The organism is Allobosea sp. GW821-FHT03A12 (genome assembly GCF_058986765.1).
On the sequence record NZ_JBYSVZ010000004.1, the window covers coordinates 43,934 to 69,106 of the forward strand.

Below are 25,173 nucleotides of genomic sequence, written 5' to 3' on the forward strand. Positions count from 1 at the left end.
GATCGTTTCCTCAGCGGTCGCCCGCTTTCGATTAGTTTTATCTGAGTGTTGTATGCTGCATACAGAATGTTGCCGCAAAGTCAAAGCGCGCCGGGGTTGAACAGCGCGTCCTGCTCGCGGCGCAGGCGAGCCAGGGTGGTGGTCTCGTCGAGGGCGATATCGGCGCAGGTGACGACGGCGCCGCGGGCGACCTTGCGCACCACCGGCCGGCCGGCGGTGAGGTAATAGGGGACCGGCTCGCTCGGTCCGAGCGGACGGGCAGGGGTCAGTTGCGGCTCCAGCCCCTCGATGACATGGCGATAGCCCATGGTCAGCGTCTCGCCGGGTTCGAGGTCGCGGCTCGCCCGCGCCGTCAGGTCGACGCGTGGCAGCACTTCGGCGCCGCCAGTCGACTGGCCGAGCAGCGCAGCCGACAGTGCCGACATTGGTGCCTCCGCCCCGAGCAGGTGCACCGGGTTGTGCAGTAGGACATAGCGGCCATCCGGCGAGCAGGGGATGCCTTTGCCGGCAAAGAGCTTGCCAGTTGCGAGGTCCGGCGTCTCGGCGATGACGAAGACGCCGCCGGCGAAGGAGAGCTCGTCCGGCCTTCTCAGGCAGTTGAACATGTCGACGCGGCCGGTGCCGGAGAGCAGGCCGCCTTCGACCGCCGGCCGGAACAGGCTCGGCAATTCGGTGGTCCGCGCGATCGGTGCATGCATCGCGGCCACGTCCGGCATCAGCCCGGTATGGTTGGCGACGATGCCCATTTCGCAAAGGTCGGGCACGGTGGCGCACGGGAAGGGCAGCTTTGCACGGGCCTCGAGCAGGCCAAGCGGGTCGCTGCCGAGCTTGCCGAAAGCCGCGGCGAAATCGGCGGCCGGCACAGCCTTCTCCCAGGCGGTGACGGTGCCGGCCTCCGGATCCCAGACGAAATCGGATTCAGACGACTTGCCGGCCGCGACGATCGGCAGGCCGAGCATGCGGGCCCAGCCGATCAGCCCGATCAGCAGGCTCGGCTGATCGCCGTCGACCGGGGTATGCACGACGCCCTTCTGGCGGGCGCGATGGGCTAGGATCGGGCCAATGATGCACTCGGCCTCCTTGGTCACCATGACGAGATGGCGGCCGGCCTCGATCGCGGCGAGTGCGGTCATTGCCGCGCCTTCCGGATCGCCGGTCGCCTCGACGACGACGTCGACGGGGAGGCCTTCGAGATGGGCGGCATCGCCGATCAGCGCGACAAGCCCGCGGTCGAGTGCGGCCCTGGCCTCGGAGGCGCTGTGGCAGGCGATGATCTCGCCTTCGCTCAGGCCGCCGGCCAGCGCAGCCTTGCGGGCGCGGCCGATGTCGAGATCGCAGACGACGCGCGGCTCGATATGCGGGGCGCGCCGGGCCTGGCCGATGAAGCTCGCGCCGAATTCGCCGGCGCCGACGAGGGCGGCGGAGATCACGCGATCGGGCGCGCTGGGCTTCAGCGCGAACAGGTTCTCGATGTTCACTGGAAATCGCTTTCGTTCGGGCAGGGCAGGGTGGCGGCCGTCAGACGGCCAGGCCCTCGATGGCGTAGATGCGGGCGGGGGCGCCGTCGGCATTCGGGATCAGCAGCGGCGCGGCCGAGAACAGGTTGCGCGGCGCCGTCAGCTTGCTGGTGTTGACGACGTATTCGATCAGCGTGACGCCATGGCTGAGCAGGACATGGTGGGTGACATGCTCGGGCTTGGGCACTTCCTTGCCTTCGAGCAGGAGGCGGATCGGATAGTCCTGCGGGAAGTCGAAGGCGACGGCTGTCGGCTTGCGCTCCGCCAGCCACTGCGCCGCTTCCAGCGTCAGCCAGGGCGCTTCGGTCCAGAAGCTCTTGTCGTTGTAATCGCGCCGGTCGTTCCACTGCGTCGCCAACAGCAGTATCTCGCCATCGGCCCCGCCGGCATCGGCCGCGGCGAGGTGCTCCGGACCAATCGGTTCATTGGCCGGGCGCTCGCTTAGATCAAGCACCCGGCAGGGGCCGACCACCCGGCTGAGCGGCGTCGCCTCGATCGTCGGCGCGCCGGCGACGAAATGGGCCGGCGCATCGACATGCGAGAAGCCATGGCAGGGGCCGTTGATCTTCGAGACACGGAATTGGTCGCCCGCCGCGATGTCGCCCTTGATCGAAAGCTCCACCGGCCAGCGGAAATGCGGCGCGATCGGCATGGAAAGGTCGACGATGTGCATGGCGCTGCCCGGATTGCAGAAAGGGATGCCGGCTAGCCGGCGGCTCCGTTCTAGGTGCCTGAATTCTTGTATGCAAGAATTTTTCGACAGCGAAGCGGCTGCGCGATATACAGAGCATCATGGACAGTCCGGCCGACACGACCCCGCTCGCAGCGCTTCTCGCGCAGGTCCCGCAGCCCGAGCCGGGCCGGCGCAAGGGCGCATTGCACGGCAGCACGGTCGCAAAACTGCGCAATCTGATCGTCACCGGGGCGCTGGCGCCGGGCGCCAAGCTGAACGAGCGCGAGCTCTGCCTGCAGCTCGGCGTCTCGCGCACGCCGGTCCGCGAGGCGATCAAGACGCTGACCCAGGACGGGCTGCTGCGCGCGCTGCCGAACAAGTCGTCAGTGGTCGCCGAGCTCGATGTCGGCGAGATCGAGGCGCTGATCGATGTCGTCTCGACGATCGAGGGCTTGGCAGGCGAACTCGCCGCGGCGCGCGCCACCGACGAGGCTGTCGCCGAGATCGGCATGCTGCACTACCGGATGATGCTGCATCACACCCGCGACGAGCTGCCGGGCTATTTCGAGGCCAACAAGGCCTTCCATCGCCGCATCGTCGAACTCTCCGGCAATCCCGTCCTGCTCTGGATCTGGGAGTTGCTGGCGCTCCGGGTCGACCGCGCCCGCTATTCCTCGAACCTCTGGCCGAAGCGCTGGAAGATGGCGATCCAGGAACACGAGCAGATCCTGGCGGCGCTCACCGCCGGCGACGCCGCGCTGGCGAGTCAGCGCCTGCGCGAGCACGTCCGCAACGGCCTATCCGGCCTCGTCGCTGCCTTGAAGGACAAGGCCGCCAAGTCGGAAGGCGCCTGATCGCAGGTCAATGCGAGGGCTGCTCGACCTCGGGCAGCATCTTCAGTACCGCGATCGCGTCGAGCTCGCTGTGGCCCTGCGCGACCAGCATCCGGTAGAGCGTGGTCGCCTGTGCCACCATCGGCATGGCGAGGTGCTGCTCGCGCCCAGCCTCCATCAGCATCTCCAGGTCCTTCAGTACCTGCCGCGCATAGCCCTTCGGCGCGAAGTCGCGCGCGACCATGCGCGGCATCATTGCCTGCAGCACCGCCGAATTGCCGAGGCCCGGCGCCAGCGCCGCTGGGATCTTGTCGGCATCGACGCCATAGGCCTCCGCCAGCCGCAGTGATTCCGCCACGACGACATAGTTGGTCAGGCACAGCGCCTGGTTGACCAGCTTGGTCGCCTGGCCGGCGCCGACCGCGCCCATATGGGTGAAGAGGCCAAGGCTCTCGGCCAGCGGCCGCACCTGTTCGATCGCCTCCGGTACGCCGCCGGCCATGATCGCGAGCTTGCCGGCTTCGGCCGCCGGCGGCCCGCCCGAGACGGGCGCGTCGATGAAGCCGATGCCGGCTTCCGCCAGCGCCGTTCCGAGCGCCTTGGTCACGCCGATCTCGGTGGTCGAGAAATCGATGACGATGGCGCCCTGCTTTGGCTTCGCAGAGAGGATGCCGCCTTCGCCGCTCACCACGGCCTGCACCGCCTTGGTGGTGGTCACCGCGATGCAGATAGGATTGGCGCGCTCGGCAACCTCGGCTGGCGAGGCCGCGAGGGCGACGCCGAGCGCTTCGGCTTCCGCCCGCCGGGCCGGGTCGAGATCGTAGCCGACCACCTTGCGGCCGGTCGCGATCAGGCGCTTGCAGAAGCCCGCGCCCATCAGCCCGAGGCCGATGAAGCCGATCGTCTCGCTCATTTGCCCTGCCAGTTCGGCGTGCGCTTGCCGAGGAAGGCTTCCATGCCCTCGCGGAAATCGGCGCTGGTGTAGCAGAGGGTGACGAGGTCATCGCCATCGACGTCGGCACTCGCCGCCTGGGTCAGGCGGCGCAGCGCCTCCTTGGTGGCGCGCATCGTCAACGGCGCATGGCCGCGGATCGTCTCGGCCAGCTCCTTCACCCGCGCCGTCAGCGCTGCATGGTCGGCGACGAGTTCGTTGTAGAGGCCGACGCGATGGCCTTCCTCGGCCTCGACCAGCCTGGCGGTGAAGATGATGTCCTTGACGCGGGCCGGACCGAGCAGGCTGGCGAGGCGGGCATAGTTCGCCATCGACAGGCAGTTGCCGAGCGTGCGCGCCACCGGGAAGCCGAAACGGGCCGATTGCGTCGCGATCCGGAGGTCGCAGGCGCAGGCGATCGCCGCGCCGCCACCGGTGACTGCCCCCGCAATCGCCGCGATGGTCGGCACCGTGCAGCTCTCGATCGTGGTGATCACCCGCTCGATCCGGTTCTCATAGGCGAGGGCGTCCTCCGCGGTCTTGAACTCACGGAACTGGGAGATGTCGGTACCGGCGGCGAAGGCCTTTTCGCCAGCGCCGGTGACGACGAATACCTTTGGCGCGCCATGCTTTTCGGGATTGCCGAGGATCTCGGCCAGCCCCTCATACATGGCGAAGGTCAGCGCGTTACGCGCCTGCGGCCGGTTGAGCGTGACCGTGCCGACCCCATCGGCGACGTCGTAGAGAATCTCGTCGTTCATCGGATGCCTTTCAGATCGCGCCTTCGGCCTTGAGGCCGGCAATGGCCGCCTCGTCGAAACCGAGTTCGGTGAGGATTTCGAGGTTGTGGTCGCCGGCGTCGGGCGTCGGCGTCGCGATGCTGGAGGGCGTGCGCGACAGGCTGACCGGCTGGCCGACGACGCGGATGTCGCCGATCGTGGGATGATTGATCGGCTGCGCGATGCCGAGGTGCTGCACCTGCGGATCATCGAAGACGGCATCGACCGAATAGATCGGCCCGGCCGGCACCGAGGCCTTCTCGCAGGCGTCGAGCCAGTAGGCGCTGTCCTGCGTCGACATGATCTCCTCGATCAGCACGCGCAGTTCCGGACGTGCCGCGAAGCGCTTCTCCACGCTGTCATAGCGCGGATCGGTCGCGAGCTCCGGCCGGCCGAGCGCGCCGCAGAAGGAGCGCCAATGGCCCTCGGCACCGACGCCGAGATTGATGTGGCCGTCGCGGGTCGCATAGACGCCCATCGGCGTCGCATAGGGGTGGTCGTTGCCGGCCTGCGGCGGCACCTTGCCCTCGACCAGATAGCGCGCGACCTGGAAGTCCATCATGCCGATCTGGGCTTCGAGCAGCGAGGTCTGCACCCACTGGCCCTTGCCCGAGACGGCGCGTTCCTGCAGCGCGACCAGCGCGCCGATCGCGCCATAGAGGCCGGCGGCTGAATCGGCGACGGCGATGCCGGCGCGCACCGGCCCCTGGCCGGGCAGGCCGGTCACCGACATCATCCCGCCCATGCCCTGGGCGATCTGGTCGAAGCCGGCGCGCAGCCGATAGGGCCCGCTCTGGCCGAAGCCCGAGATCGAGACCAGGATCAGGCGCGGGTTGAGCGCATGGAGCGCCTCGAAATCGAGGCCGAGCCGCTCCTTCACGTCGGGCCGGAAGTTCTCCACCAGCAGATCCGCGTCGACAATCAGCTTGCGCAGGATCGCCTTGCCGGACTCGGTCTTCAGATTGAGCGTCAGCGAGCGCTTGTTCCGATGCAGGTTCTGCATGTCGTAGCCGTGCCGCGGCCCGCTCATGTTCTCGTTCGGATCGAGCCCCGGCGGGCTTTCGATCTTGATCACGTCGGCACCGAAATCGGCGAAGATGCGGGCGCAGGTCGGCCCGGCGCGCACGCGCGTCAGGTCGAGCACGCGCAAACGTTCGAGTGCAGTGGACGGCGTCGGGCGGGGCATGATGATCCGGATGCGTGACAGAGGGCGTCGACTATCCCGACATCATCCCGGGGCGTCAATCTTTGACGCTATCTTGCATGCAAGATCGGCAGGCGACCCATGCGCCAGCCGGACAACGGGAGCTGGCGAGTCGCGGAACACGGGCGTTGACGTCCGACGGAAAGCCTTGCGAGCTTGTCGGACAGCGTTGGCAACGGACGCGGGAGCCCGGAGGAAGACGATGACGGTGGTCGCACTGTTCGGTGCCGGCGGCAAGATGGGCATGCGGCTCGGCCGCAATCTCGCCCGCTCGCGCTTCGAGACGCGCCATGTCGAGATCAGCCCGGCCGGACAGGATCGCATTCGTGAGGCTTTTGGCGTCGCCTGCATCGCGCCGGATGCAGCGATCGAGGGGGCGGAGGTCGTGATCCTCGCGGTGCCAGATACTGCCGTCGGTGCTGTGGCCGCTGGCCTCGTGCCGAAGCTGGCGGCCGGGACGATCGTGGTCATCCTCGATGCGGCGGCGCCCCATGCCGGTCATCTGCCTGAGCGTGCCGACATCACCTATTTCGTCACCCATCCCTGCCACCCGCCGATCTTCAACGACGAGACGGAGGAGGCTGCGCGCGCCGACCATTTCGGCGGCATCGCCGCGAAGCAGCACATCGTCAACGCGCTGATGCAGGGGCCGGAGGCGCATTACGCTCTCGGCGAGGAGGTGGCACGGGCGATCTGGGCGCCGGTGATGCGCTCGCACCGCGTCACCGTCGAGCAGATGGCGATCTTGGAGCCCGGCCTTTCGGAAACCGTCTGCGCCACGCTGCTCGATGCGATGCGAGAGGCGATGGAGGAGGCGATCTCTCGCGGCGTGCCGCGTGAGGCGGCGCGCGACTTCCTGCTCGGCCACATGAACATCCTGGCGGCGGTGACCTTCGGCGAAGTCCAGGGCGTGTTCTCGGACGCCTGCAACAAGGCGATCGTCTTCGGCAAGGAGACGATCCTTCGGCCGGACTGGAAGCGCCTGTTCGAGCCGCAGGAGATCGCCGACAGTGTCCGGCGCATCACCTGAAGGTTGTGCGGCGAGGCTTCGACCCGTTTCGAAGCCATGTTATGCCTGCGTCGCCGGCTGCGTCGGCATGCCTTTGGAGAGACGAAATGAGCGCGATCAGCCAGAAGCCGGGCACGACGGTCGACGATGCAGCCCAGCTGCGCGCGATCGTCGGCGAGGAATCCCTGGTCGTCCAGAAGAAGGTGCTCGACCGGCTCGACAGGTTCTGCCGCGACTTCATCGCGCTCTCGCCCTTTCTCGTGCTGGCCAGCGCGGATCGAGAGGGCGGAGTGGATGCCAGCCCGCGCGGCGACGGGCCGGGCTTCGTCGAGGTCCTCGATGAGCGGACGCTGTTGATCCCCGATCGGCGCGGCAACAACCGGATCGATTCCTTCCGCAACGTGCTGAGTTCGCCGGGCGTCGGCCTGGTCTTCTTCGTGCCGGGGATCACCGAGACCCTGCGCGTCAACGGCAGAGCCCGGATGACCACCGACGCCGCCCTGCTGGAGCCCATGGCCATGCAGGAGAAGGCGCCAAAGCTCGGCCTGATCGTCGAGGTCGACGAGGCCTATTTCCATTGCGGCAAGGCGCTGCTCCGCTCGAAGCTCTGGGCACAGGAGTCGCAGGTCGAGCGCTCAAGCTTCCCGACGCTCGGCCGCATCGTCGCCGAGCAGACCAAGGCGGTCGATGCCGCCGAGGCGGACGCCAATCTGGAAGAGGCCTACCGCTCGCGGCTCTATTGAGCGCGCGCGGCCGCGGAGAGCTGGGCATGTCGAAGGCTGACCAGTCCTTGCCGGCGACGCGCTTCAGCTTCCGGCTCGACTTCATGCCGGGCGGGCGCCTCGGCCCCGGCAAGGTGCAGTTGCTGGAGGCGATCGGCGAGACCGGTTCGATCTCCGCCGCCGGCCGCTCGATGAAGATGTCCTATCGCCGTGCCTGGCTACTCGTCGACGATCTCAACCGCATCTTCCGCGCGCCGCTGGTCGAGGCGCAGCCCGGCGGCGCCAAGGGCGGGGGCGCCCATCTGACGGCGCTCGGCCGCGAGATCGTCGCCAGCTATCGCGCCATCGAGGCGAAGACGCTGGAAGCGGCGACGGAGGAGATCGCAGCCCTGCGAGCGGCCGTCTCGCCGACGGCACCTGCGCGCGAGCCCGGCCAGAAAGCCTGAGCACTCACGGCGTATCGATCGAGACGCTCTTGATCACCGCATAGACTGCGCTGCCGGGCTTCAGTTGCAATTGCTCCGCCGACTTCACGGTGAGACGGGCGAGCAGGCCGGCGCCATTGCAATCGAGCCTGACTTCCAGCGCCCCGCCATCACCATGCCGCGCACCAACCGCCGAGACCTGGCCCGGGAGGACGTTGAGCGCGCTGATTCCATCGAGCGGTTTCAGGCTCAGCATCACGTCGCTGGCGAGGATGCGCACACGCAGCGCCGTGCCTTCCGGCACGTTGCGGCGGGCGATCTGCAAGGGGCCGGCCGCGGTCTCCAGGATCGTCAGCGCGTGCTCCGGCTCGTGGCGCAGGACGCGCGCATCGAGGATCGCGCCGGCTTCCGGCGCGGCGGAGAGGATCGGCACGTCGGGGCGGGACATCAATTCGGCGGTCGGACCGCTCATCGAGACCTTGCCCTGCTCGAGGATGACGAGGTGCGTCGCCAGCCGGGCCACCTCGGCGATCGAATGCGAGACATAGACGATCGGAATGCCGAAGCCGTCGCGCAGGCGCTCGATGTAAGGAAGGATCTCGGCCTTGCGCTCTTCGTCGAGCGAGGCGAGCGGCTCGTCCATCAGGAGGAGGCGTGGCTTGGCCAGCAAGGCACGGCCGATCGCGACGCGCTGCTTCTCGCCGCCGGAGAGCGCGCCCGGCTGCCGCTGCAGGAGATGGCCGATGCCGAGCAGGTCGAGCACGTCGTCGAGCTTGCTGCCGCCATCCTCGGCCTTCGGCGCGAACCAGCGGCCATAGAGCAGGTTCTGCCTGACGGAGAGATGCGGGAAGAGCCGCGCTTCCTGGAAGACATAGCCGATCCGGCGCTTGTGCTTGGGCACGAAGACGCCGGCGGCACTGTCGACCATCACTCGCCCGTCGATGACGACGCGGCCTGTCTGCGGCCGGATCAGCCCGGAGATGACGTTGACCAGCGATGTCTTGCCCGAGCCCGAGCGGCCGAACAGTGCCGTCAGCCGCCCATCCGAGGCGAAGTCGGCATCGAGCGCGAAGGCGCTCAGCCGGTGCGCCACGGAAACCTCGATGACGGCGCTCATTCGACGGCAATCCGCCGGCCGACCAGCCGCGCCAGGAATTCCGAGGCGAACAGCGCCGCGACCGAGATCGCGATCGAGATCAGGGTGAGCCGCATCGCGCCGGCATCGCCGTTCGGCACCTGGGTGAAGGTGTAGATCGCCGAGGGCAGGGTCTGCGTCTCGCCGGGGATGTTGGAGACGAAGGTGATGGTCGCGCCGAACTCGCCCATCGCCTTGGCGAAGCACAGGATCATCCCGGCGAGGATGCCGGGCAGAGCGAGCGGCAGCGTCACCGTCAGGAACACCCAGAACGGGCCGGCGCCGAGCGTTCCCGCGGCATCCTCCAGCTTGCGGTCGATCGCCTCGATCGAGAGCCGGATCGCCCGGACCATCAGCGGAAAGCCCATCACGGCGCAGGCGAGCGCCGCCCCGGTCCAGCGGAAGGACAGGACGATGCCGAACCAGTCATAGAGGAATTGGCCGATCGGCCCGCGCCGGCCGAAGCCGATCAGCAGGAGATAGCCGGTGACGACCGGTGGCAGGATCAGCGGCAGGTGGATGACCGCGTCGAGCAGCGACTTGCCCCAGAAGCGCCCACGCGCCAGCAGCCAGGCGATGGCGAGCCCCAGAGGGAGGCTCGCCAGCATGGCTGTGGTGGCGACGATCAGGCTGAGGCGGACGGCCGTCCATTCCTCCGGCGTCAGCCAGTCGCTCACGAAGAGGAGGCGGGCTTGTTCAGGACCGTGAAGCCTTGCTTCTCGAAGCTGGCCTTGGCGCCGTTGCCGCGCAGATAGGTCAGGAAGGCCTGCGCATCGGGATTGGCGGAATCCTTGGTGATCGCGACCGGATAGATGATCGGTGGGTGCGTATCCTCCGGGAAGGTCGCGATCACCTTGACCTTCGGATCGGCGGCAGCGTCGGTAGTGTAGACGATGCCGAGCGGCGCTTCGCCGCGCGAGACGAGCAGCAGCGCGGCGCGGACATTGTCGGCCTGCGCTACCTTGTCCTTGACCTTGTCCCAGCCGCCAAGCTTCTCCAGCGCCGCCTTGCCGTATTTGCCGGCCGGCACCGAATCGACATTGCCCATGGCGAGCCGGCCCTGGCCGAGCGCGCCGGAGAGGTCGACGCCCGGCGCCAAGGTCGCCGTGGTCTTGGCGTCGGACGGCGCGATCAGCGCGATCCGGTTGGCGAGCAGGCTGACGCGGCTCTCCTTGACGATCAGGTTCTTCTGCTGGGCGTAGTCCATCCAATCGAGATCGGCCGAGAGGAAGAGATCGGCCGGCGCGCCCTGTTCGAGCTGCTTGGCCAGCGCGTTGCTTGCCGCATAGGAGATTTTCGGCGCCGGCTTGCCGCTTTCCTTGACCCAGTTGGCCGTGGCCTCGTCGAGCGCATTCTTCAGGCTCGCGGCGGCGAAGACCACCAGCTCCTTGCTCTGGGCGAGCGCCGGGCCGGTGAAGGAAGCGACACCGATCAGCAGCGCGGCGGTGAAACCCAGGACGTTTCGGCGGGTGGATGGCATAAGGCGGTCCTCGCTGCGGTTGCTGTCGCTATGTGCGGTCGAATATAACGGCGAGCGACCAAAGGTCGAGTCTGCTCGGTGCGGGCTCGCAAGCTTGTCAGATCGAGGAGACCAGCATGAAGATTTCCGCCCGTAACCAGCTCAAGGGCACCATCACCGAGATCGTCAAGGGCGCGACCACCGCCCATGTGAAGCTCGATGTCGGCGGCGCCATCGTCACCTCGGCGATCACCAATGCCGCGGTCGACGAGCTCAAGCTCGCGGTCGGCCAGAAGGCCTATGCCGTGGTGAAGGCCTCCGACGTGATGATCGCGATCGACTGAGCGCCGTCATGGTTCGTGAGAACGAGATCCGCCGGGCGGAGGTCGCGGTCGAGCCGCCGGCGGCGACCGATGCGGGCCTCGTCTTCATCGGCCGCATCCGCACGCCCTGGACCTCGCGCCTGACCTGCCCGCGCCAGGGCAGGGCGGACGGGCCGATCTGCACCATCGAGCTGTTCGAGCCCTGGGGCGCGGCGCTCGATGGCATCGAGGCGTTCGAACGGCTCGAAGTGCTCTACTGGCTGCACGAATCGCGGCGCGATCTCGTGCGCCAGAGCCCGGCCAATAATGGCGAGACCTATGGCACCTTCGCCTTGCGCACGCCGGTGAGGCCGAACCCGATCGGTACCTCGATCGCCCATTTCGTCTCGCGCGAAAGCTCGGTCCTACGGGTACGAGGCCTCGATTGCCTGGACGGTACACCACTCCTGGACTTGAAGCCGGACCGGGCTCTGTTCACCCCGATCGCGCCGCCGCAGCCCGGCGATTTCCAGGTCGGCGACTGAGCCGCGCCGCTTGCGGTCGCGCGCGAGACCAAGCTAGCCTTCTGCGCAAAGAAAAAGGCCCACGCCGGAGCGCAGGCCCAAGTCTAGGGAGGAAACGCCCAAGGAGGGCGCCGCAACATCTCTGCTGCGGTGCACTGGAGATAGGGCGCTGCGGCTTGGCCTGCAAGAGGGAATGGGCAGCAAGGCTGACCTTAATTTGTGCAAGATGCGATTTTTCGCGCCGATCGCGCGAAAATGCCGGGGGAATGCAGATGCCTGAGACGAAACGACGCGGGGCGAACGTTTGCCGAAATGGGTTTTCGGCGCTGCTCATGGCGGCCATCTTGGGCATGGGCGGTGCTGCGCAGGCTCAGGTTCCGCCGTCACCGGCCGAAGTCGCGGCCTATGATGCGCTGCATCTATCGGCCTATCGCGGCGATCTGCCGGCTCTCCGGCAAGCGATCGCGACTGGCCGTGGCCTCGAAACCCGCGATGGCGAGGGCCGTACTGCTCTGCTGTCCGCCGCCCATGCCCGCCAGCGCGAGGCGATGCGCGAGCTCGCAAAGGCGGGCGCCGACCCGCGCGCGCTCGATGGCCGCGCCTATGACGCGATCACCATCGCTGCGGTCGCCGATGATCTGGAGACGATGCGCACCGCGCTCGCCATCGGCGGCGACCCGCGCGCCATCACCAGCCCCTATCAAGGCACCGCGCTAATCGCTGCCGCTAATCTCGGCCATGACGGCGTGGTCCGCGACCTGATCGCCGCTGGCGCGCCGCTCGACCATGTCAACAATCTCGGCTGGACCGCCCTGATCGAGGCGGTGATCCTTGGGAATGGCGGGCCGCGTCATGTCGAGACGGTGAAGGCGCTGATGGCTGCGGGTGCGCGCCGCGACCTCGCCGATCGCGAGGGGACCACGCCGCTCGAACACGCCCGCCGCCGCGGCTATGCGGCGATGGTCGCGCTGCTACAGTAGTCAGCGCGGAAAATCCGGCGACGGCAGGCTCGCCACCAGCGCCGTCAGCCCGTCGCTGTAGCGTTGGCGCAGATCGGCCCAATAAGGGTGGTTGCTGTCGTATTTGGCGAGATGCCGGGTCGAGAAGCTGTCGGCCTCGTAGCGCAGGAGATCGATCGGCGGCGCGACCGAGAGGTTGGAGCGGACAGTGGCATCGAACGAGAGCAGGGTGAGCTTGGCCGCCTCATCGAGCCCGCTGGCCTCCTGCAAGGCCCGGTCGAGGATCGGCTTGCCGTATTTGGTCTCGCCGAGCTGGAGGAACTGGGTGCGTCCCGAGGCCTCGACGAAATTCCCGGCCGAATAGACCTGAAAGAGCCGGTGCGGCTCGCCGGCGATCTGGCCGGCGACCAGGAACGAGCCGTTCGGGTCGCCATAGGGCTCGACGAAGGCGCGATTGGCGCGCAACACCTCGCGCAGCACGCCGCCGACGATCTGCGCCACGTCGAACATGGTGCGCGCCGCCAGGATGTCGCGGTTCTCGCCACCCGAAGCGCTGTCCTGCTTATGCCTGGTGTATTGCCGGACCATCGTGATCACGGCCTGGGTCGTCGCGAGATTTCCGGCCGAGAGGATTGCGATCACCCGTTCGCCCGGAACCTCGAACAGAGCGAGCTTCTTCACCACCGCGATTTGGTCGACGCCGGCGCTGGAGCGCGAATCGGAAGCGAGGATCAGGCCCGAGGGCAGCAGGATCCCGAGGCAATAGGTCATGGGCGGCTCCCCAGCACCGGCGCAGAATGCGTAGCAGCGAGGACTTTGCCAAGCTCTCTCCGCCGCGATTGCGACATGGTCGGGCGAATGCCAAGGTCGCCTCGACCAAGCCGTGGCGGAGTTCGGACATGCGCAACCTGTCGGACATCGTCACGGCCGTTCATGCCGACATGGCCGAGCATATCGGCGCTGGCAAGGTCGCCGACTACATTCCGGCGCTGTCGCGGGTCGATCCGCGCCGTTTCGGCCTTGCCGTGATTACCTGCACTGGCGAGCGCGCACAGGCCGGGGATGCCAATGTCCCGTTCTCGATCCAGAGCATCTCCAAGGTCTTCACCCTGACGCTGGCGCTGGAGCGGGTCGGTGCCCGGCTCTGGCACCGGGTCGGGCGCGAGCCGTCGGGCTCGCCTTTCAACTCGATCGTCCAGCTCGAGCAGGAGCGCGGCGTGCCGCGCAACCCCTTCATCAATGCCGGTGCGCTCGTGGTCACCGATGCGCTGCTGGCCGGCCGGACGCCGAGGAAGACGGCCGCCGAGATCCTCGCCTTCCTGCGCAAGTGCTCGGGCGACCGCACGGTCTCGATCGACCAGGAGGTGGCGGGCTCGGAGGCGCAGACCGGCTTCCGCAATGCCAGCCTCGCCAATTTCATCCGCGCCTTCGGCAATCTGAAGAACCCTGTCGCCGGGGTGCTCGACGTCTATTTCCACCAATGCGCGCTCAGCCTGAGCTGCGCCCAGCTCGCCCGCGCCGGCCTCTTCCTTGCTGGCGACGGCGTCGATCCGCTGAGCGGCGCCGTGATCTGCCGCCCGGCGCGGGCCCGCCGCGTCAAGGCGCTGATGATGACCTGCGGCCATTACGACGCCTCCGGCGAATTCGCCTTCAAGGTCGGCTTGCCTGGCAAGAGCGGCGTCGGCGGCGGCATCCTCGCCATTGTGCCGAAGCAGGCGGCGATCGCGGTCTGGTCGCCGGGGCTCAACGCCGCCGGTACCTCGCATGTCGGCGCGCTGGCGCTCGAACGGCTGGTCGAGCGCACCGGCTGGTCGGTTTTTTGAGAGCTCAGCCCTTGGCCGGCCCGGTCGTGACCGGGCGCTCGCTTGCGCCCCATTCGGCCCAGGAGCCGTCATAGACGGCGCGCGCCGGCTTGCCGAGCAGCTCCAGCGCCGTCGACAGGATCACCGCCGAGACGCCCGAGCCGCAGCTCGTCAGCAGCGGCTTGTCGATGTCGACGCCGGCCTCGCGGAAGGCTGCGGCGAGCGCCTCCGGTTCCTTCAACCTGCCGTCCGCCACCAGCGCGGAGGAGGGCAGGTTGAGCGCGCCGGGCATATGGCCGGAACGCAGGCCGGGGCGCGGCTCCGGCGCCTCGCCGCGGAAACGATCGGCCGGGCGGGCGTCGACCACCTGGATCGCGCCGCTTTCCAGCGCGCGGGCCACGTCGTCGATATCGGCGACGGCGGAATGATCCAGCCTGGCGGTGAATGTACGTGGCGCGCGTGTGCGCGGCGCGCCCTCCCTGACCGGGCGGCCTTCGGCCAGCCATTGCGGCAGGCCGCCGTCGAGGATCACCACGTCCTTGGCGCCGAAGGTCTGGAAGGTCCAGCGCACCCGCGGCGCCGAGAACAGGCCGAGTCCGTCATAGACGACGATGCGCATGCCGTCGCCGATGCCCATGGCGCCGACGGCCGCGGCGAAGGCGTCCGGGCGCGGCAGCATATGCGGCAGGTCGGAGCTCTTGTCCTTGATCGCGTCGATATCGAAGCGCACCGCGCCGGGGATGCGCTGCTGCAGATATTCGGCATCCGCGTCACGCTTCTGGGCCGGCAGGTAATAGGAGCCGTCGACCACCACGATGTCGGGCGCATCGAGCCGCTCGGCCAGCCATTGCGTGGAGACGAAGATGTCGTTGCGGGCCATGGGCTGCGTCCTCGAAAGAGTCTGTTCTCAGGCTGTTATGATCGAAAGTTCAAGCGAGCGCGATGCGCACGCGCCGGTTCTGCTTGCCCTTCTTCTCGACATCGGTGACGGCGACCGCGCCGATCTCGGAGGTGTTGCGCACATGCGTGCCGCCGCAGGGCTGCAGGTCGATGCCCTCGATCGAGACCAGCCGGACTCGGCCCGAACCGCGCGGCGGCTTGACCGACATGGTCTTGACCAGGCCGGGATTGGCGTCGAGTTCCTCGTCGGTGATCCAGCGCTCGCTGATCGCGGCGTTCTTCGCCACCAGTGCGCTGAGCTTCTCGGTCAGCTCCGCCTTGTCGAGCCCGCCTTCGGGGATGTCGAAATCGAGCCGGCCGTCGCCGTCACCGATCGCGCCGCCGGTGACGGGATAGGGCAGGACGACGCTGAGCAGGTGCAGCGCCGTGTGGATGCGCATGCGTTTCAGCCGACGCTCCCAGTCGAGCCTGGCGATCACCGTGTCGCCGACCGCCGGTGCCGCTTGGCCTTCGAGTGGGACATGCAGGATGCGGCTCTTGTCCTCGGGATTGTAGATCGCCGTGCCGATCGTGATTTCGGAGCCATCGCTGCGAACCAGCACGCCAGCATCGCCCGGTTGGCCGCCGCCGGTGGCGTAGAACACGGTCTTGTCGAGTTCGATGCCGCCGCGCTCGTTGATCGCGACGACGGTCGCGGTCGTTTCGGTCAGATAGGCGTCGTCTCGAAACAGCAATTTGGTCGGCATCGCGATCTCCTTCATCCCGTGAACTTATCGCAGGCAAGGAGAGGCTGGAAAAGCCGGTGGAAGGCGAGGCGGGGAGTTTGCCGGCAGGGCTTCCGCTTGAGGCCTTGCATCACTACGGTCCGGCCAGGACTGCCGCGGCATGGAGGCCCGATCGAGATATGACCCCGCCGCGCATCGAGCCGCAGGATGGCATCGCCTGGGTGACCGGGGCGAGCTCCGGCATCGGCGCGGCGGTGGCGCTTGAACTGGCGCGGCGTGGCTGGACGGTCGCCGCCACGGCACGCCGGCTCGACAAGCTCGAAGCGCTGGCACTGAGCGCAGACGGGATGCCGGGGCGGATCGTCGCCCATGTCGGGGACGTCGTCGATCCCGCCGCGATGGCAGCGGTGGTCGAAGGCATCGAGAGCGTGCACGGCCCTATCGCGCTCGCCTTCCTCAACGCCGGCATCGCCCCGCGCAACGGTCCTGGCCTGATCGATGTCGCTGCTTTCGAGCAGGTCTTCGCCGTCAATCTTCTGGGCGTCGTGCGTGGCGCCGCCGCGGTCGCTGCGCGCATGGCCTCGCGCGGCAAGGGCCAGATCGCGGTCAATGCCTCACTGGCGGGCTATCGCGGCTTGCCGGGCGCCGCGGCCTATGGCGCCTCGAAGGCGGCCGCGATCCATCTCTGCGAAGCCCTGCGCTTCGACTGCGAACGGCACGGCATCCGCCTGCAACTGGTCAATCCCGGCTTCGTCGACACGGCGATGACCAAGCGCAACAGCTTCCCGATGCCGTTCATGCTGCCGCTCGACGAGGCGGCGAGGCGGGTCGTCGACGGCTTCGCCCGCGGCGGCTTCGAGATCGTCTTCCCACGCCGGCTCGCCTGGCTGATGAAGGGCATGCGACTGCTGCCTTATCCGGTTTATTTCTGGGCTGTGCGCAAGCTCGCCGGCGAGCATCGCGGCGGCCGCCGCGACGGGGCGGTATAGCCGAAGACGACTCCTTTCCAGCAGCTTGCTCGACGAAGCTCGCAATCAGGATGAGGGTCTACCGAACCGAGATTCCAGCCAGACGACGCCGAAGGTTGTGATCGCCGCGGCATCGACCAGCACTGACGGCGCTGCGCCGATCAGGCCTTGCCTGCCTCGGCCGTCGGCGAGGAACTCGGTCACGATCTCCGCGAAATAGTCCTCGGCCAAACCTTCGACGATCGGATCGCCGGTATCGAACTCCTCGATCATGCGCCATTGCGTGCCGGTCGGAGTCGCAAGTGGGACTTCGATCCGCCTGATCCGCTTGCCGGGGATGTCAGCCAGATGCTCGGCATGGTGCAGCAGGGTCAGCGTGTCGAGCGGCGCCCCGAGCAACAGCACCTTGCCGCCCGCCTCGACCAGCTTCGCCAGCGGCGAGCCCTCGCCATAGCCGTAATCGAGTGGGTGATCGGCGGTGAACCACTCCGCTTTCGCACCAAGCGCGACGAGCGAGGCGCCGGGATTGCCGCTGCGTAGCGCGCCCGGTGTCGTCCGCAGGAATTCCGGAAGCACGCCATTGTCGCGGATGGCGCGCGAGCGTAGCGGATCGAAGGGCAGGACATGTTTGCGCCATTCCGGCGGAACGCGGCCGTCATGGTCCACGAGGTCCTCGTAGCGTGCTTCCCAGTCGGCATAAGCGAGGACCGTGCCTTCCGGGCCGACGGCGTCGGAGAGGGCGCGGATGATCGTGTCTGGGCCGTCGAGGAGGCGGCCGACCTTGCTGACGGCGGCGTGGACCATGACCGCATCGCCCGGGGTAAGGCCAAGCGCGGCGAGATCGGCGGCGAGCGAGGTGCGGGTCACGAAGGTGGCGGTGGGGGACGTCATTGCGAAGAGGCTACTCGGATCGAAGGGCGGCGAAGGCGTCGAGCGCGCGCCGGCGGCCGAAGTCGAGCGCGATGATCGGCTTGGGATAGTTCTGGCCGACGACGATGCCGGCCTTCGTCAGCACGCTTGCAGGTGCCTCCCAGGGGCGGTGGATGAACTTGTCGCCGAGTTCCGCCAGTTCGGGAACGAAGCGCCGGACGTAAACGCCTTTCGGATCGAATTTCTCGCCCTGCGTCACCGGGTTGAAGACGCGGAAATAAGGCGCCGCATCGGCACCGGAGCCAGCGACCCATTGCCAGCTCGCCGGATTATTGGCGGGGTCCGCATCGACCAGCGTGTCCCAGAACCAGGTTTCGCCGGCGCGCCAGTCGGTCAGTAGGTGCTTGATCAGGAAGGAGGCGGTGATCATCCGGACGCGATTGTGCATCCAGCCGGTCTGCCAGAGCTCGCGCAAACCGGCATCGACGATCGGATAGCCGGTCATACCCTTCTGCCAGGCTTTAAGGCCGGCCTCGTCCGTCTCCCAGGCCATCGCGTCGAAGCGGCGATCATAGTTCACGCTGGCGAGATCGGGATTGTGGAAGAGCAGATGGTAGGAGAATTCGCGCCAGCCGATCTCGCTGAAGAACTTCTCGACATCGGTGGCCGAGCCAGGCGTCTCGCCCGTCTCCAGTGCCGTCCTTGTCGCATGCCAGATCTGGCGCGGGCTGATCTCGCCGAAGCGCAGATGCGGCGACAGCCGAGAGGTTGAGAGCCGATCGGGCAGGTCGCGTGCCTCGCGATAACCGGCGAGCGTCTCGCCGAGGAAAGCGGAAAGCCGGTCCTGCGCCCCGTCTTCGCCCGGCGTCCAGGCGTCGCGCAGCCCGCCGGCCCAGTCGGGCGTTGTCGGCTCCAGAGCGAGATCTGAGACCGTGAGAGCCTGTTCGCGCAGTGCCGCCGGCAATCTCGTCTTGCTCAGCCTGGCTGGGGCAGGGAGCGGCGCCGAGGGCTCGCCGCCTTCGCGCACGGCGCGCCAATAGGGCGTGAACACCTTGAAGGGCCCGCCTGCCTTGGTCTTCACCTGCCAAGGCTCGTTGAGCAGATTGGCGTTGAAGCTCTCGACGGCGATGCCAGCCTCGGTGAGCGTGGCCTTCATCGCCTTGTCGAGCGCGATCGCGGCGCCGTCATAGCGGCGATTCCAGGCGACGTAGCCGACATCGGCCGTGCGCACGACATCGGGCAGCAGGTCCGTCGGATCGCCGCGCAGGATCAGCAGATCGCCGCCTTTCGCCGAGACAGCCGCCGACAGGGCCTCCAGCGAGCGCGACAGCCACCAGCGCGCAGCCCCGCCGAGCGGCCGGCGCTGCGTCGATGTGTCGAGGATGTAGAGGCAGATCAGGGGGCCATGATCGAGCGCAGCTCTCAGGGCCGGATTGTCGGACAGGCGCAGATCGTCGCGGAACCAAAGCAGGGCAGGGCGTGCGGTCACTCGATCAGGCCTTGTCGATGCGATGCTCTGATACGCCGATGAAGCCAGTTTGGTTGCATGGCGCAAAGGGATAGCGGCGCCGCGCACCGCAGAGGTTCGTGGTAGATTGTATCGATCGCGCGAAAAAGAAGGGGAACGCGCTCATGGCCACGCCAGAAGTCGAGGCCCTCGCGCGGCGGGTCGCCGCGCTCGAGGCGCAGCTCTCCGCCTTGCTGCAGGCGGTCAATGTCGGGCGCGGCGGCACGCTGGCGATCACGGCTCCGGCCGGGCTCTCGATCACGGCCGGCGGCACCTGCACGATCAATGTCGGCTCCGATCTGGCGCTGACGGTCGGGAGCAATTTCCGCACCGCGGTGGGCTCGGCCTATGTCGTCAATGTCGGCGCCGGCCTGCGCACAACTGCCGGTACCGGCATCAACCTGATCGCGGGCACCGCGCTCAGCATGAGCGCCAATCGCGAGATCAGCCTGGCGACCCGCGCCTTCGAGGTCGCGGCTGCGGTCAGCATCGACCTCGACAGCAGCAAGGGTTTCGAGATCGCCAGCGGCAAGTCGCTCGCGATCAAGGCCGCCGACGCCATCCTGCTCGACACGGGGTCGGCCGAGCTCAACCTCAAGAAGGACGGTTCCGTCGACCTCAAGGGCAAGGACGTCACGATCAAGGCGAGTGGCAAGATCAATGCGACGGCGAGCTCTGACGTCGTGATCAAGGGGTCGAAGATCAAGCAGAACTGAGCCGCGGCTCAGTCGCCGCCGCCACCGCCACAGCCGCCGCCATCGCCTCCGCCGCTGTCGCCGCCTCCGCTATCGGAGCTGCTGTCGCCAGAGGAACTGGTGCTGTCGCCGAAGCCGTCGGTGCTCCCGTCGACCGATGAGCTCGAGAAGTCGCCGCCGCATTGCGTGCCGCGGTCGCCCTTGCGCCTGAGCGCTTCGCAATCGGGCGCATAGACGAAGCCGTTGGCGATCCTGAGCTTGGTATCGAGCGCGAACAGCAGCGGCAGGCGCGTCGGGCGGGCGGGGTCGATGTTCTCGTCGCGACAGCATTGCCACCAGACGCGGCGCAGGGCCGAGTTGTCGCGGCGCGCGCCTTCGCGCAGCACGACGGCCGGGGTGTGATGCAGGAAGCGCCCGAAGGCCTGGTTGCAGAAGCGGCCATAGTCGCGGGTGTAGAGGATGAACTCGTGCCAGAGATCATCCGCGACCTGCGAGGGCATCGCGACCTCGCGCCGCCCGGAATTGAGATAGGCCAGGAAGAACTGGCGCAGGCCCTCGGAGACCAGCGCCGTCTGCTTGCGGGTGAAGCCGGGGTGATGGCTGGCGAGCTTGTCGAGCAGCCCAGGCGGCCAGGGATAGCGCCGGATGAACTCCGCCCGGCGCAGGCGCTTGTACGAAGCGAGCGCATTGCCCGCGACGAGCAGGAGAACGACCGCCACCACCATGCCGATGATGATGGCGGCGGCGTTCATTGCGCGCTCCCGTTAGTGCGCTTGCGGCGTCGCGTCCTTCGGCTCGACCGGCTTTTTCTTGCCGCCGAGCGAGGCGAGCCAGCGCACCATGACGTAGAACACCGGGGTGAACAGCAGGCCGAACAAGGTGACGCCGATCATGCCCGAGAACACCGCGATGCCGAGCACCTGGCGCATCTCGGCGCCGGCGCCGATCGAGATCGTCAGCGGCAGCACGCCGAGGATGAAGGCCAGCGAGGTCATCAGGATCGGCCGCAGCCGGGTCCTGGCGGCTGCGATCGCAGCGTCGCGCCGGCTCATGCCCTCGTCCTCGGCCTGCTTGGCGAACTCGACGATCAGGATCGCGTTCTTCGCCGCGAGGCCGACGAGCACGACGAGGCCGATATCGACCAGCACGTTGCGGTCGAAGTCCTTGTAACCGACGCCGATCATCGCCGCGAGGATGCACATCGGCACGATCAGGATGACCGCCAGCGGCAAGGTCCAGCTTTCGTACAGCGCCGCCAACAGCAGGAAGACGAAGACGACGGCGAGGCCGAAGGCGATGATCGCGGTGTTGCCGGCGAGCTTCTCCTGCAGCGCGATCTCGGTCCATTCGAAGCCGAAGCCGGCCGGCAGGACCTTCTGGGCGATCTGCTCGACCGCCGCGATGCCCTGGCCGGTCGAATAGCCGCGCGCCATCGACATCTGCACTTCCGCTGCCGGATAGAGATTGTAGCGCGGCACGCGATAGGCGCCGGTCGTGTCCGAGAAGGTCGCGACCGAGCCGATCGGCACCATCTCGCCATCGGCATTGCGCGTCTTCAGGTCGGCAACGTCGCGGATGTCGAGCCGCTGCGGATTGTCGGCCTGGGCCGTGACCCGGAAGGTCCGGCCGAGGATATTGAAGTCGTTCACATAGGCCGAGCCCATATAGATCGACAGCGTCTCGAACACGCGCGTCACGGGCACGCCGAGCATCTCCGCCTTGGTGCGGTCGATATCGGCATAGACCTGCGGCGTCCTGGTCGAGAACAGCGTGAAGGGTTGCTGGATGCCGGGGGTCTGACCCGCCGTTCCCGCCACCGCCCAGGTCGCGCCTTCCAGCGCCGCCAGGCCCTTGCCGCCGCGATCCTGGACATAGCCTTTGAGGCCGCCGCCATTGCCGATGCCGGGAACCGCCGGCGGTTCGATGATCAACGCGAAGGCCTCGCCGATCCCGAAGAGCTGGGTGCGCAGGTCGTTGAGAATGCCCTGGGTGGTCAGACCCTGCTTGGCCCGCTCCTTGAAGTCGGTGAGCGTGACGAAGGCGACGCCGGCATTGGGGGCGAGCGTGAAGGTCGCGCCGTCGAGGCCGGCGAAGGCGACGGCATGGGCGACGCCCGGCCGCGACAGCAGAATATCGGTCGCCTTGCGGATGACCGCGTCGGTCCGCGGCAACGACGAGCCTGGCGGCAGCTGGAAGACCGCGATGAAGTAGCCGCGGTCGAGCTGCGGGACGAGGCCGGTCGGAATCGCGGCGAGGCGCTGGCCGGCGACCGCGATCAGGCCGGCATAGACCAGCAGCATGATCACGCCGAAGCGGATCAGGCGCGAGGTCAGTGCGCCATAGGCGCGCGAAAGCCAGTCGAAGGCCTTGTTGAAGTACTTGAAGAACCAGCGCAGCGGCGCGCTGAGCACCGCTAGGAAGCCCTTCGGCTCCTCATGGCTGTGCGGCTTCAGGAGGATCGCGGCCAGGGCCGGCGACAGGGTCAGCGAGACGAAGCACGAGATCGCCGTCGAGGCTGCGATCGTCACCGCGAACTGCTGGTAGAAGGTGCCCTGCAGGCCGGTGATGAAGGCGGTCGGGATGAACACGGCGCAGAGCACGAGGGCGATCGCCAGCAGCGCGCCGCCGACTTCGTCCATCGTCTTGTGCGCGGCATCGACCGCGCTCATGCCTTGCGCCAGATAGCGCTCGACGTTCTCGACCACGACGATCGCGTCGTCGACGACGATGCCGATCGCCAGCACGAGTGCCAGCAGCGAGATCGTGTTGAACGAGATTCCGACCGCACTCATGATCAGGAAGGTGCCCACCAGCGAGACCGGGATCGCGATGATCGGAATGATCGCGGCGCGCCAGGTCTGCAGGAACAGGATCACCACGATCACGACGAGCACGATCGCCTCGAGCAGCGTCGTGACCACCGCCGAAACGGATTCCCTGATGAACTCCGTCGGATTGTAGACGATGGTGTGCTCGACGCCGGCCGGGAAGTTCTTCGACAGCGTCTGCATCGTCTTGATGAGCGCCTCGGAGGCCGCCAGCGCATTCGTCCCAGGGCGCTGGAAGACGCCGATCGCGACGGCCTCCTTGTTGTCGAGATAGGAATTCGACAGGTAGTCCTGTGCGCCGAGCTCGACCCGGGCGACGTCGCGCACGCGGATCGTGCCGCCATCGGCATCCGAGCGGACGACGATGTTGTAGAACTCGTCGATGCTGGTGAGACGCCCGAGCGTGTTGACCGAGAGCTGGAAGGCGCCGTCCGACTTCGCCGGCGGCTGGTTGATCGCACCCGCCGCGACCTGGATGTTGGCGGCACGGATCGCCGCGACGACGTCGCCCGCGGTCAGGTTGCGGGCCGCGACCTTGGCCGGGTCGAGCCAGACGCGCATCGAATAATCGCGCGCGCCGAAGACCTGGACGTCGCCGACACCCTCGACGCGGGTCAGCACGTCCTTGACGTTCAGCGTCGTGTAGTTCGAGACGTATTGCTGGTCGCGCGAGCCGTCCGGGGACAGCATGTGGATGACCATCAGGAAGTCCGGCGAGGCCTTGCGCACCTGCAGGCCGAGCGTGCGGACCTCCTGTGGCAGGCGCGGCTCGGCGGCGGAGACGCGGTTCTGCACCAGCACCTGGGCCTGGTCGACGTCAGTGCCGGCCTTGAAGACGACGTTGATCGTCACGCGCCCGTCGCCGGTCGACTGCGACGAGATGTAGAGCATGTCGTCGACGCCGTTGACTTCCTGCTCGATCGGCGCGGCCACCGTCGAGGCGACGACCTCGGCCGAGGCGCCCGGATAGTTCGCTGTGATCGTGACGGTCGGCGGCGCGATCTCGGGGTATTCGGCGATCGGCAGGGTGCGCAGCGTAATGGCGCCGGCGATCGTCAGCAGCACCGAGAGCACGGTCGCGAAGATCGGCCTGTCGATGAAGAAATGGGCGAAGCGGAACATGCGATGGTCCTGGCCGTAAGCAATTCCAGGGAAAGTGGAGAACGGGTCTCCGTCCGGAATCGCGGCGAACACGAAGGCTTGGGCAGAGCGGACGGACAATGCCGTCCGCTCTTGGTGCGGCCTGCTGCAGCCGTCAGTTGGCGGCGGCGGCCTTGATCTCGGTCGGCTGCGGCGTGACAGCGACGCCCGGGCGCACCATCGGGTTGGCGATGCCGTTCACGATAACCTTGTCGTTCGCCGCGAGGCCGTTGGTGATGACGCGCAGCCCGTCACTGATCGCGCCGAGCTGAACCGGCTTCGGCACCACCTTGTTGTCGGCGCCGACCGTGAACACGATCTTGTTGGCCTGGTCGGAGACGATGACGGCGTCCGGGACCAGCAGCGCATCGCCTTCGCCGGCGAAGAGGCGCAGCCGCCCGAAGGTTCCCGGCGTCAGCTGCCCGTCGGGATTCGGGAAGACGGCGCGGGTCCGGATCGTCGCCGAGCGGGCGTTCAGCGCATTGTCGACGAAGTCGATCTTGCCTTCGCGGTCCCATTTGGTTTCGCTCGAAAGCCGCACACGCACCGGCGTGCCGGGCTTCCGCAGATCCTGCGACTTCGCATAGCGCAGATAGTCGGCCTCCGAGGCGTCGAAGACGAACTTGATCGGATCGACGGCGACGATCGTGGTCAGCAGCGTCGCGCCCGACTGGCCGCCGGCGATCAGGTTGCCCTGGTCGACGCGCCGATTGGACACGCGTCCAGCAAGGGGCGCGCGCACCTGCGTCCATTCGAGGTTGAGCTCGGCCGTCTTCAGATTGGCCTCGGCTGCCTGCTGGCTGGCGATCGCGCCATTCAGGTTGGCGCGGCGCTGGTCGATGTCGCGGGCGGTGATCGTGCGGTTCTGCGTCAGCGCCTCGGCGCGCTCGACCTCGTTCTGGTTGAGGTCGACCTGCGCCTTGGCGCGCGCGACCTCGGCCCGGGAGGCATCGACGGCGAGCTTGTAGGGCCGCTGGTCGATGGTGAAGAGCAGGTCGCCGGCCTTGACCAGGTCGCCGTCGCGGAAATGCACCGAATCGAGGAAGCCCGAAACGCGGGCGCGGACCTCGACCTGGTCGCTGGCCTCGAAACGGCCGGTGAACTCGTCCCAATTGGTGACGCGCTTGGCGAGCGGCGTCGCGACGGTGACCGGCGGAGCCGGCGGCGCGCCTTGGGCGAGGGCCTCGACGGAGAAGGCCGGAAGCAGGACCGCCAGGGCGGCGAAGGCCCGGCTGGAGCGGCGGATCATGTGAAACTCCGAGAATG

26 protein-coding genes are annotated in these 25,173 nt (G+C 67.7%); 10 read left to right on the forward strand and 16 right to left on the reverse strand.

From position 1 onward, the window contains the following. Positions 1-80 precede the first annotated feature (80 nt). Both AC3WLC_RS14280 and AC3WLC_RS14285 read right to left on the reverse strand, forming a co-directional pair. Positions 81-1,478, reverse strand: coding sequence for a flagellar biosynthesis protein FlgA (locus tag AC3WLC_RS14280; RefSeq protein WP_493684600.1), 1,398 nt, complete (start codon positions 1,476-1,478; stop codon positions 81-83). A 40-nt stretch (positions 1,479-1,518) separates the two neighbouring features. Beyond that, entirely contained in the window at positions 1,519-2,190 is a 672-nt protein-coding gene (locus AC3WLC_RS14285; protein WP_493684601.1) for a cyclase family protein, read from the reverse strand. A gap of 119 nt (positions 2,191-2,309) precedes the next feature. On the opposite strand from AC3WLC_RS14285, the gene AC3WLC_RS14290 reads away from it, so the two are divergent. Further along, complete coding sequence (locus AC3WLC_RS14290) at positions 2,310-3,044, forward strand: GntR family transcriptional regulator (protein ID WP_493684602.1); 735 nt, start codon at positions 2,310-2,312, stop codon at positions 3,042-3,044. 7 nt (positions 3,045-3,051) lie between these two features. On the opposite strand, the gene AC3WLC_RS14295 is transcribed toward AC3WLC_RS14290, so the two are convergent. From AC3WLC_RS14295 to AC3WLC_RS14305, 3 genes are read right to left on the reverse strand one after another with little or no spacing between them, the layout of a single operon-like run. After that, positions 3,052-3,936 (reverse strand): NAD(P)-dependent oxidoreductase, encoded by an 885-nt coding sequence (locus AC3WLC_RS14295; RefSeq protein ID WP_493684603.1) that lies wholly within the window; start codon positions 3,934-3,936, stop codon positions 3,052-3,054. Then, positions 3,933-4,715, reverse strand: coding sequence for an enoyl-CoA hydratase/isomerase family protein (locus tag AC3WLC_RS14300; RefSeq protein ID WP_493684604.1), 783 nt, complete (start codon positions 4,713-4,715; stop codon positions 3,933-3,935). Before AC3WLC_RS14300 ends, AC3WLC_RS14295 begins: the two co-directional genes overlap by 4 nt. 10 nt (positions 4,716-4,725) lie before the next feature. Next, on the reverse strand, positions 4,726-5,919 hold the full coding sequence (locus tag AC3WLC_RS14305; RefSeq protein WP_493684605.1) for a CaiB/BaiF CoA transferase family protein: 1,194 nt from the start codon (positions 5,917-5,919) through the stop codon (positions 4,726-4,728). A gap of 220 nt (positions 5,920-6,139) precedes the next feature. Between AC3WLC_RS14305 and AC3WLC_RS14310 the strand changes: the two genes are divergently transcribed. From AC3WLC_RS14310 to AC3WLC_RS14320, 3 genes are all read left to right on the forward strand, one after another. Further along, entirely contained in the window at positions 6,140-6,967 is an 828-nt protein-coding gene (locus AC3WLC_RS14310; RefSeq protein WP_493684606.1) for a phosphogluconate dehydrogenase C-terminal domain-containing protein, read from the forward strand. Between the two features lie 86 nt (positions 6,968-7,053). Beyond that, positions 7,054-7,689: a pyridoxamine 5'-phosphate oxidase family protein gene (locus tag AC3WLC_RS14315; RefSeq protein ID WP_493684607.1), complete on the forward strand. Its 636-nt coding sequence runs from the start codon at positions 7,054-7,056 to the stop codon at positions 7,687-7,689. A 26-nt stretch (positions 7,690-7,715) separates the two neighbouring features. Continuing rightward, the gene (locus AC3WLC_RS14320) at positions 7,716-8,114 is read left to right on the forward strand and encodes a winged helix-turn-helix domain-containing protein (RefSeq protein ID WP_493684608.1); all 399 of its coding nucleotides are present in this window, start codon (positions 7,716-7,718) and stop codon (positions 8,112-8,114) included. Between the two features lie 4 nt (positions 8,115-8,118). Here the strand turns inward: AC3WLC_RS14320 and modC are convergent, their stop codons facing one another. The 3 genes from modC to modA are packed head-to-tail and all read right to left on the reverse strand — an operon-like array spanning position 8,119 to position 10,708. Next, the gene (modC, locus tag AC3WLC_RS14325) at positions 8,119-9,210 is read right to left on the reverse strand and encodes a molybdenum ABC transporter ATP-binding protein (protein WP_493684609.1); all 1,092 of its coding nucleotides are present in this window, start codon (positions 9,208-9,210) and stop codon (positions 8,119-8,121) included. Beyond that, positions 9,207-9,905, reverse strand: a complete 699-nt coding sequence (gene modB / locus AC3WLC_RS14330) for a molybdate ABC transporter permease subunit (RefSeq protein WP_493684610.1) — start codon at positions 9,903-9,905, stop codon at positions 9,207-9,209. Before modB ends, modC begins: the two co-directional genes overlap by 4 nt. After that, a complete protein-coding gene (modA, locus tag AC3WLC_RS14335) occupies positions 9,902-10,708 on the reverse strand; it encodes a molybdate ABC transporter substrate-binding protein (RefSeq protein ID WP_493684611.1) in 807 nt (268 codons plus the stop codon). The genes modB and modA overlap by 4 nt, the downstream gene beginning before the upstream one ends. Before the next feature lie 116 nt (positions 10,709-10,824). Here modA and AC3WLC_RS14340 point away from each other — a divergent pair, with 116 nt between their 5' ends. From AC3WLC_RS14340 to AC3WLC_RS14350, 3 genes are all read left to right on the forward strand, one after another. Next, positions 10,825-11,031 carry a TOBE domain-containing protein gene (locus AC3WLC_RS14340; protein WP_493684612.1) on the forward strand — a complete coding sequence of 69 codons (207 nt, stop codon included), beginning with the start codon at positions 10,825-10,827 and terminating at the stop codon, positions 11,029-11,031. 8 nt (positions 11,032-11,039) lie between these two features. Beyond that, entirely contained in the window at positions 11,040-11,534 is a 495-nt protein-coding gene (gene tsaA / locus AC3WLC_RS14345; RefSeq protein ID WP_493684613.1) for a tRNA (N6-threonylcarbamoyladenosine(37)-N6)-methyltransferase TrmO, read from the forward strand. A gap of 311 nt (positions 11,535-11,845) precedes the next feature. After that, on the forward strand, positions 11,846-12,493 hold the full coding sequence (locus tag AC3WLC_RS14350; protein WP_493684614.1) for an ankyrin repeat domain-containing protein: 648 nt from the start codon (positions 11,846-11,848) through the stop codon (positions 12,491-12,493). On the opposite strand, the gene AC3WLC_RS14355 is transcribed toward AC3WLC_RS14350, so the two are convergent. Further along, entirely contained in the window at positions 12,494-13,243 is a 750-nt protein-coding gene (locus AC3WLC_RS14355; RefSeq protein ID WP_493684615.1) for a proteasome-type protease, read from the reverse strand. 128 nt (positions 13,244-13,371) lie between these two features. Here AC3WLC_RS14355 and AC3WLC_RS14360 point away from each other — a divergent pair, with 128 nt between their 5' ends. After that, positions 13,372-14,295: a glutaminase gene (locus AC3WLC_RS14360; protein WP_493684616.1), complete on the forward strand. Its 924-nt coding sequence runs from the start codon at positions 13,372-13,374 to the stop codon at positions 14,293-14,295. A gap of 4 nt (positions 14,296-14,299) precedes the next feature. Here the strand turns inward: AC3WLC_RS14360 and sseA are convergent, their stop codons facing one another. Both sseA and AC3WLC_RS14370 read right to left on the reverse strand, forming a co-directional pair. Further along, positions 14,300-15,154 (reverse strand): 3-mercaptopyruvate sulfurtransferase, encoded by an 855-nt coding sequence (sseA, locus tag AC3WLC_RS14365; RefSeq protein WP_493684617.1) that lies wholly within the window; start codon positions 15,152-15,154, stop codon positions 14,300-14,302. A 49-nt stretch (positions 15,155-15,203) separates the two neighbouring features. Beyond that, a complete protein-coding gene (locus AC3WLC_RS14370) occupies positions 15,204-15,920 on the reverse strand; it encodes an alanyl-tRNA editing protein (RefSeq protein ID WP_493684618.1) in 717 nt (238 codons plus the stop codon). A gap of 158 nt (positions 15,921-16,078) precedes the next feature. Here AC3WLC_RS14370 and AC3WLC_RS14375 point away from each other — a divergent pair, with 158 nt between their 5' ends. Beyond that, positions 16,079-16,888, forward strand: a complete 810-nt coding sequence (locus tag AC3WLC_RS14375) for an SDR family NAD(P)-dependent oxidoreductase (protein WP_493684619.1) — start codon at positions 16,079-16,081, stop codon at positions 16,886-16,888. A 45-nt stretch (positions 16,889-16,933) separates the two neighbouring features. On the opposite strand, the gene aac(3) is transcribed toward AC3WLC_RS14375, so the two are convergent. Together aac(3) and AC3WLC_RS14385 are read right to left on the reverse strand one after the other, a co-directional pair. Beyond that, positions 16,934-17,758: an aminoglycoside 3-N-acetyltransferase gene (aac(3), locus tag AC3WLC_RS14380; RefSeq protein ID WP_493684620.1), complete on the reverse strand. Its 825-nt coding sequence runs from the start codon at positions 17,756-17,758 to the stop codon at positions 16,934-16,936. 10 nt (positions 17,759-17,768) lie between these two features. Further along, a complete protein-coding gene (locus tag AC3WLC_RS14385; protein ID WP_493684621.1) occupies positions 17,769-19,226 on the reverse strand; it encodes a cryptochrome/photolyase family protein in 1,458 nt (485 codons plus the stop codon). Positions 19,227-19,369: 143 nt separating this feature from the next. Here AC3WLC_RS14385 and AC3WLC_RS14390 point away from each other — a divergent pair, with 143 nt between their 5' ends. After that, a complete protein-coding gene (locus tag AC3WLC_RS14390; RefSeq protein WP_493684622.1) occupies positions 19,370-19,960 on the forward strand; it encodes a DUF2345 domain-containing protein in 591 nt (196 codons plus the stop codon). Between the two features lie 8 nt (positions 19,961-19,968). Here AC3WLC_RS14390 and AC3WLC_RS14395 read toward each other — a convergent pair whose 3' ends face one another. The 3 genes from AC3WLC_RS14395 to AC3WLC_RS14405 form a co-directional block, all read right to left on the reverse strand. After that, positions 19,969-20,691, reverse strand: coding sequence for a glycine-rich domain-containing protein (locus tag AC3WLC_RS14395; RefSeq protein ID WP_493684623.1), 723 nt, complete (start codon positions 20,689-20,691; stop codon positions 19,969-19,971). Between the two features lie 12 nt (positions 20,692-20,703). Further along, a complete protein-coding gene (locus tag AC3WLC_RS14400; RefSeq protein WP_493684624.1) occupies positions 20,704-23,889 on the reverse strand; it encodes an efflux RND transporter permease subunit in 3,186 nt (1,061 codons plus the stop codon). A gap of 133 nt (positions 23,890-24,022) precedes the next feature. After that, complete coding sequence (locus tag AC3WLC_RS14405) at positions 24,023-25,156, reverse strand: efflux RND transporter periplasmic adaptor subunit (protein ID WP_493684625.1); 1,134 nt, start codon at positions 25,154-25,156, stop codon at positions 24,023-24,025. Between the last annotated feature and the right edge of the window lie 17 nt (positions 25,157-25,173).